Genomic DNA, 8,063 nt, shown 5'->3' with positions numbered 1-8,063 from the left:
CGGGCAATATTTATAACTTCAGAAACAATCACACCGGCATCACCAACGAGGGATCTACCCGGTTCCAAAATGATATCTGGCAGATTATCGCCAAAATCCTCTTGAATAAAACGCTGAATTTCAGTGGCATATTCTTCGATAGAAAAAGTGGGATCTACATAATTGGCAGGAAAACCTCCTCCGATATTAATCATTTGTAGCTCTATTCCTTCTTCGGCAACGGCATCAAAGAGATATTTACAACGCGCCACGGCATCATCCCACTGGCCTATGTCTCTTTGTTGAGAACCAACATGAAAAGAAATTCCCCAAGGGAGCAAATCCATTTTAGCCGCTTGGACAATTAAATGGTAAATAGTATCGGGGTGAGAACCAAATTTACGCGATAAAGGCCAATCCGCACCTGTCCCTTCTGTTAAAATCCGGAATAAAACCTTTGATCCGGGAGCATATTTTGCTAAATTATTCAAATCAAGCTGGCTATCCGTAGTGAAAAAACGCACTCCTTTATCGTAGAAATACTTGATATCGCTAACTTTTTTGATGGTGTTGCCAAAACTTAAACGAGAGGGATCAATGCCTAAACGCAAAACCTGATCCAGTTCACGAGGGGAAGCAAGATCAAAATTAGCGCCCAAATCTGCCAATAATAAAATAACTTCATCCAGCGGATTAGCTTTCATAGCATAGAATATTTTGTAATTGGGCATACATTTTTGCAATTCTAAATATTTACTGCGAATTGTATCCAAATCCACAATTAAACAGGGAGTAGGTAAATTCTCCGCGAATGCCTGAATTTTTGCAAACCGCCTTTCGTCCATAAAGCGAGCGATGTTAAAGGTGTATTGCTCTTTATACAATGTTTTGTCCTCTTATGTGTTATTAAGTTTTCCCTTAAAATCAGTAAGGCAATTCGTGTCAAATAGTATTTGGCATTTTAGCTGTTTGCATTACTTTAAAATATAATAAGCTTGTTGAAACGAAAAGCAAGATAAAATCTCTGTGCAGAATTTCTCTACCAGCATCGAAAGAAAAATATGGCTCTTTAAAAAAATATGGGAATACCAAAAGTATTTTTTCATTGACAGAAATTGTGTTTATGGAACAGTATAAAATAAGAGTATTATAACCAAACCAAGAGGAGTTGGACTTATGAAATCGGTGAAACTGGCTATCTTCTTTATAATTGGCATTGCATTTATTACGAGTGATATTTATGGTCAGATTAGTCAACCAGAAGAACAAAACAATACTAATCCCGTAAATACAGTGAACCCTTATCTGGAAGGAGCAGCAGCAGGTAAAGCAGATGCGAAAGGAAATATAGTTTACGGATTTGGGGGATTTTTTTGTGGAGTACTTGGTGTATTAGGAGCTGCTATATCTGATCCTCAACCAGAACCAATGAAAGTTAATTATTTACTACAGACCAAAGGCAGTGATTATGTTACAGCATATACTACTGCATACACTAAAGCATCTCATAAGCTTAATTTAACCTATTCTGCAGTAGGTTGTGGAGCAAGAATTCTCATTTCTGCAGCTTTATATGTATCTATAATTAATACGATTGCGTCAGAGGATGATGATGATTATTATAAGAATCAGAGAAAGATTATTGTTTCAGTGCCACTTAAAAATCCTGCTCATTCTTATTGAAATATTCACCAATTATACAATTTTGAGTGCTGAGAATATGATGAAGAGCCCTGAATCTAATCCAAAATTCTCATCCTCATCTACAAGTTCCTCAATCGTAATCAGTTATTATCAGAAATTCATTTCGCCGACCTACGGGCAAAGATGTATGATGTTTCCAAGTTGTTCTCATTATACAGCGGACAGTATTCAAAAATACGGGATCTTTAAAGGAATTTTAAAAGGGACGGACAGGATTATGCGATGCGGATTAGACCTTCAATATTACCCTTCTAAATATATAGATATGAGGAAATATTATATAGATTTACCGGAAGAGGGCATTGGAGATAAGGATAGATGAAATATTGGTTGGCAATAATAGGAATATTGTCATTTTCTTTTCTATCGGCACAAGTAAATTTTGCGGATTCACTTTTTGCCAAGCAAGAATACTATCGTGCCATTACTGAATATCAAAGGTCCTATTACAATGATGGAGATAAAGATTATTGCCACTTTATGATTTGCAATTGTTATTGGTTGGGGGCAGATTATAATGGCTTGATAGAATACCTTAAAGGATGTTCCGATCCAATTGACCATATTTATTATTCCTTTGCCCATCTAAAAATTAACCGACCTGATTTGGCAGTGATTTTGAATGATAGTTTAGCCAATCCTATGCAAAAAACTCTTTATTGTTTAAGCAGCAGTTATCTGGGCAGGGAAAAAGAAGTGGAAGAAAAGCTAAAGACAATAACTGAAAGAGAATATCAAGATATAAAGGCAAAACTAAATAAACTGAATCAGGAAATGAAAGAGCAGCATTATAAATCTCCTTATCTGGCAGGTGGCTTAGCTATTTTTCCGGGTCTCGGTTATGCTTATGCAGGAGCATTGCAGACCTCAATTTCCGCCTTTATTACAAATCTCTTAATTTGGGGATCAGTATTTGAATTGGGGAAAAATGAATTATATTTTAGTTCAGCAGCTTTAGCCGCAGTGGGCACAGGTTTCTATCTGGGTAATATCTATGGATCGGTAAATTTTGCAGCACGAAGGAATAATAATAAGCGAAAGAACATAATTGACAAGCAGTTGGATGTTTTCTTTGACGAACTAATAAAAGTGGAAAGCAGATAGAACTTTATGAACATAAACTCTGAGTTTAGGGAAGAATATGCAAAATAAAACTTGTGTGGCAGTCGGAATCAGCGGAGGGATTGATTCCGCTATGACTGCCTATTTATTAAAAGAAAGCGGTTATAGAGTAATTGGCATCACTATGCAGACCTGGGATAAAAACATAGCAATGGAAAAAGTGATGAAAAGTGGTTGTTTTGGTCCCGCTCAAGAAGAAAGTATTCGTGCCGCTGCCATTTTATGCCAAAAATTGGGTATAGAGCATTATGTTATTCCTTTGCAGGAAGAATTTCAACAGAAAGTGATTAACTATTTTTGCCAGACCTATTTACAGGGAGAAACGCCTAATCCGTGTTTGGTTTGTAATGCCTATGTAAAATTTGCCTTATTACCCCAAAAAGCTAAGTTAATGGGGTTGGAATTTGACTATTTTGCCACTGGCCATTATGCTAAAATTGGTTATAATAACGAATTGCAACGCTACCAAATAAAAAGAGCAAGAGATAAAAATAAAGATCAGTCCTATTTTCTGGCTTTTTTGTCGCAAGAGCAATTGGCAGGAACTCTTTTTCCGTTAGGGGATTTTACAAAGCCGGAAATAAAAAAATTGGCTGCTGAAATTGGCTTTGGCGAACTTGTAACTCGTCAGGAAAGTCAGGATTTTTTACAAAGTTCAGATTTGGCAGTGCTCTTTAAAGCGGATGAATATCAGCAGGGAGAAATTGTAGATATAAATGGAAAATTTATGGGAACGCACAAAGGCATAATAAATTACACTATTGGCCAGAGAAGAAATTTGGGCGTAAGTGGTTTGCCTGAGCCCTATTATGTTCTGAAAATTGATGCCACAAAAAATAGAATTGTTTTGGGGACTCAGAAATATCTCTACAAAAATCGCTGTAACGCGACAGGAATGAATTGGGTTTCCATTTCTGCACCGGAAAAACAATTTAACGCCAAAGCCAAAATAAGACAGCAACATACACCCGCCGATTGTATTGTAACACCAATAGATGATAAGAATATAGAAGTGGTTTTTGCCAAACCGCAACTTTCCATTACCCCAGGGCAGGGCTTGGTTTTATATGAAGAGGATTTACTTTTGGGAGGGGGATTTATAGCACTTTCCAATAATGAGGATGCAGAATATAATGCTTTAGAGGGTTTTAGAAGTTAAGAGGTTTACGATCTTTTAATAGCTTGATAGTTTGTTTGTTGTGAGTGCAAAGTTCAAAGTGCAGGGGTTCAAAGTGCAAAGTTATTTTGTTAGTAGTTATTTAGTAAATCTGTGAAATACATTAAAGGAAGAACGAAATCTCGTCGTTCCCCTTACAAACGAGTTATCAAGTTTCCGCCTTATTCTATGATGGCTTGATAGTTTGTTTGTTGTGGTTGACGAGGACGTCAACCCTCCATTATTTTTACGCCGGGTTAAAACCCGTCGCTAAAATCTGTCGTCCCGATGGGACTTTTTTAACTGTTTTTATTTTCGCCGGGTTAAAAACCCGTCGTTAGTATGTATCGTTCCTGACGGAACTTTAAAAATCCTCTAAATCCTTTAATCCTAAAATCCTTGTTTCTAAAATATAGCTCTAACATCCTTGTTTCTAAAGCTGTAAACCTATAATCCTTGTTTCTAAAATCAAATCTGCGTCATCAGCGTCATCTGCGTGAACTAAACCTAAAATCCTTGTTTCTAAAGCTAAATCTGCATAATTTGCATAAATAATTTTCGGTGACTTCGGTGGCTAAATACTTTTCTAAAATACCTGTTTCTAAAATATAGCTCTAACATCCTTGCTTCTAAAGCTACATCTGCATAATCTGCATAAATAATTATCGGTGACTTCGGTGGCTAAATACTTTTCTAAAATCCCTGTTTCTAAAATCAAATCTGCGTCATCAGCGTCATCTGCGTGAACTAAACCTAAAATCCTTGTTTCGAAAGTGATAAACCCGCAATCCTTGCCTAATTAGTTATGGTAGAGTTGCGGTGCTGCTGCTTAGGCAAAACCCAATGATCAGCACCATAGCTCCACGGTTGCTAATTAGGCAAGGATAAAAAAAGAATAGCGGGAAAATTATCCCGCTATCTATATAACATTTTTGGGGCAAGTTACTTTTTACTGCATAATTTTAGGGTCTTTCCACGGAGGATGCTTGCAGCATTTACCCCCTCGGAATTGGGTAAGCCCTTTGATTTTGCCGGGGAAAAGTATGCCAGCAAAAAAGTTCTAATCGGCATTTACCTGTAATGATTGGATCAATTTTGCTTGGATATCCGGCTTTTCGGTTAAATCGCTGCTAAGCAAAAAGTCCTTTCTTTGCTGGAATCTATCTTTAATTAAAGCAATATACTTATCGTAGTTGCTCCGCAAAGCGGAATTATACTTATCGTAATAACCGGGTAAAATTGCCTCAACCGATTCCTGGGTAGGAATCATCGCTCCGGGAAGTAATTTCCAAGGTTCCCATTGTAATTTTTCCATTAAGACCGCGGTTTGCAGAGTGAGAGAAGTATTTAGAGGAATGGGTTCAAGGATGTCATCGGATTCTTTCCAGTAGCCACGCGAATTGAAACAGTAAAAATCGGCGCCAGTATCAGCTACATTCAAAAATGCTTCCACATCGCGATAGAGTTCATACACCCTAAAAGGATTGGCAAAAGGTTCAAAAACGAGCTTATTCAGTTCTTCTTCGGTGACATTTTCGGCACGATTGCGCTGGGTCATTAAGGCAGCTCCCATCGCGATTGCCAGATATTTATTTTCCAATCGTAAAACTGGAGGCAATACAGAATCCTTCATTAACCAGACCAACGCTTTGGGAAAAGCACAACGGTTTACATATTTTCCCAAGAGAGAGCGATCAAACAATGCTCTGCCATTGGAATTGCGGATGTCTTGTCCGTAAGGAATAAGCTTGCCATTTACATCTAAAACGGTATGATTCATTAAAGTTAAAGTATATTTCCAGTCCGGATGATCCACGGTGCGGCTATCGGTTTTATCAAATAAAGTGGGCTCCCAAACACGGCAGAGTTTATTTTCCAAATCAATTTGGAAGGCATCATCGTGTAAAACAACCTTGGAAAAGCCATCAGGCAAGGTTCCTGCATTATCTGCATTATTGGTGTGGCTGGATTTTCCCGTTCCGGAAAGTCCGTAAAAGGCGATTGACCTTTTGCCTAATTTGTGGTATTCAGGGTTTTTACAAGTGCTAAAATCAATTTCTTTAATGCCACCATGGCAAGCAGCCATTCCGATTCGGATGCCGGAAGTCCAAGCAAGAGTTAAAGTTCCCTTTTTGCGTTCTCCGAAATAACGCATCCCAAGGTTGACCATTACATTGTGTTTTTCATCCACCAAAGCCAGTTGGGGTGCGCCAACATTGTTATAATAGGCGTCGTTGCAAGTCCATTCATTAAAAGCAACTAAAATAACATCCTGAATTGGAAGCTTGGGACTTGCTTCATATTCTTCCGCCAGCGATTCATAAGGGGCAAAATTCAACAACCAAAAATACAGATTGGCAGCATCGCTTTCAGTGGTTACAAAAGTGGCTTTCAGCATTAAATCCTTATCCATACCCAAAATGGCTTCGGCTTTGATGAGCGGATAATGCTGCATTTGCCATACGGCTTCCCGAAAGTCACTCTCCAGCTTATTTTTAAGCGAAGGATTTACCCGATTGTAAAACCTGCGTGCTTTTGCGGTTCTACCTATGATATTGCCGTGACAATCGTTAATAACTTTGGCATCTTTCGGAAGCTGGTGAAGTTTAACAAATTCCGGATACATCGGCAAATCGGTAACAGTTACGCCGGGCTGATTTTTTGCCAGTTCGTATGCCTCCCGGATATTTACCTTGCGGACTAAATGGTTATTCATCAAGGTTTCGGCAATAGCTCGGATAGGAGACATTTCTTTCATATTGGAATAATATTCCACACTGCTTTTGCTCGCCATTTGTTCCTCCCTATATGGCTTAATTTATCTTACTAAATTCTATGCTAACCCTAAAATATATATTAAATGATATTCAATTCTTTGCCAATGATTTCAAATTTCTCTAAGGCCATATCTAATTGGTCTTTAGTATGCGTTGCCATAAAAGAGGTTCTGATTAAACAAGAATTGGGTGGAACAGCGGGTGGAACAACTGGATTGATAAAAACACCCTCTTCGCCTAAACGACGCCACATAGTGAAAGTTGTCGTCATATTGCCAATATGTAATGGAACCACGGGCGTGCAACTGTCTCCAGTATTATAACCCATTGCCTTGAATTCTTTTAGCATATAATTTGTAATTTCCCAAAGCTTGGCTATGCGTTCCGGCTCTTCTTTCATAATTTTTAGCGCCTCCAAAACGCTGGCAGTGGAGGCAGGAGGAAGAGATGCGGAAAATATTAAAGCTCTGGATTTGTGTTTTAAATAGTGAATAAGCGCTTCATCAGCAGCAATGAAACCACCAACGGAAGCCAATGATTTACTAAAAGTGCCCATAATGAAAGCGGTTTTATCAGTTAAACCAAAATGATTTACAGATCCGGCGCCCTGATTTCCCAAAACACCTAAAGAATGTGCTTCGTCAACCATAACCTCGGCATTGTATTTTTCTGCCAATTCTATAATTACAGGTAGATTGGCAATATCCCCTTCCATCGAAAAAATGCCATCTACAACAATAAGGGCATTTTTACCTTTAATTTCTTTTAATACCCTTTCTAAAGAAGCCATATCGTTATGCTTAAAACGAAGCATTTTCCCTTCTGCCAGTAAGGCGCCGTCTATAATAGATGCATGATCGTATTTATCGGTGATCACAAAGTCGTTTTTACCAACCATAGTTGAAATACAACCTACATTTGCCTGATAACCAGTAGGATAACAAATTGCAGCTTCTTTGCCGACAAATTTTGCTAATTCGTTTTCCAGCTCGATGTGAATATCTAAAGTCCCGTTTAGAAAACGACTGCCAGCGCAACCACTGCCATATTTTTGGATGGCATTGATGGCTGCTTCTTTTACGCGCGGATGATTTGTTAGCCCCAAATAGCTGTTGGAACCCATCATCAACATTTTTTTCCCGTTGCAGATTACTTCTGTATCCTGCTCGGAAGTTATTTCTCTGAAATATGGATAATAGCCCATAGCCATAACTTTGCGGGCATCCGTAAATTTATAACATTTATCCAGTAAGCTCACCTTTACCTCTTTTAGATTATTTGAAAGTTCTTCAGATTATTATACAAGACCTTAACCAAGTTGTATG

At 38.2% G+C, this 8,063-nt stretch carries 7 protein-coding genes; 4 read left to right on the top strand and 3 right to left on the bottom strand.

Translation table 11 applies throughout. The features are described 5' to 3' along the window. The coding region (locus tag ABFC98_04850; protein MEN6445355.1) for a type III PLP-dependent enzyme at positions 1-863 on the bottom strand (863 nt) is incomplete at its 3' end. Between the two features lie 292 nt (positions 864-1,155). Between ABFC98_04850 and ABFC98_04845 the strand changes: the two genes are divergently transcribed. Genes ABFC98_04845 through mnmA form a run of 4 tightly spaced genes read left to right on the top strand, consistent with a single transcriptional unit; the run spans position 1,156 to position 3,964 of the window. After that, positions 1,156-1,662, top strand: coding sequence for a hypothetical protein (locus tag ABFC98_04845; protein ID MEN6445354.1), 507 nt, complete (start codon positions 1,156-1,158; stop codon positions 1,660-1,662). Beyond that, entirely contained in the window at positions 1,586-2,005 is a 420-nt protein-coding gene (gene yidD / locus ABFC98_04840) for a membrane protein insertion efficiency factor YidD (protein ID MEN6445353.1), read from the top strand. The genes ABFC98_04845 and yidD overlap by 77 nt, the downstream gene beginning before the upstream one ends. Then, positions 2,002-2,787 carry a hypothetical protein gene (locus ABFC98_04835; protein MEN6445352.1) on the top strand — a complete coding sequence of 262 codons (786 nt, stop codon included), beginning with the start codon at positions 2,002-2,004 and terminating at the stop codon, positions 2,785-2,787. Before yidD ends, ABFC98_04835 begins: the two co-directional genes overlap by 4 nt. Before the next feature lie 37 nt (positions 2,788-2,824). Beyond that, the gene (mnmA, locus tag ABFC98_04830) at positions 2,825-3,964 is read left to right on the top strand and encodes a tRNA 2-thiouridine(34) synthase MnmA (GenBank protein ID MEN6445351.1); all 1,140 of its coding nucleotides are present in this window, start codon (positions 2,825-2,827) and stop codon (positions 3,962-3,964) included. A gap of 1,057 nt (positions 3,965-5,021) precedes the next feature. Here mnmA and ABFC98_04825 read toward each other — a convergent pair. Continuing rightward, positions 5,022-6,755: a phosphoenolpyruvate carboxykinase (ATP) gene (locus ABFC98_04825; protein ID MEN6445350.1), complete on the bottom strand. Its 1,734-nt coding sequence runs from the start codon at positions 6,753-6,755 to the stop codon at positions 5,022-5,024. Positions 6,756-6,817: 62 nt separating this feature from the next. Then, positions 6,818-7,996 (bottom strand): pyridoxal phosphate-dependent aminotransferase family protein, encoded by a 1,179-nt coding sequence (locus tag ABFC98_04820; protein MEN6445349.1) that lies wholly within the window; start codon positions 7,994-7,996, stop codon positions 6,818-6,820. Between the last annotated feature and the right edge of the window lie 67 nt (positions 7,997-8,063).

The organism is Candidatus Cloacimonas sp., assembly GCA_039680785.1.
Lineage (GTDB): Bacteria > Cloacimonadota > Cloacimonadia > Cloacimonadales > Cloacimonadaceae > Cloacimonas.
The sequence above is the reverse complement of the archived record's forward strand: the minus strand, read 5'-3'. Positions and strand labels throughout refer to the sequence as shown.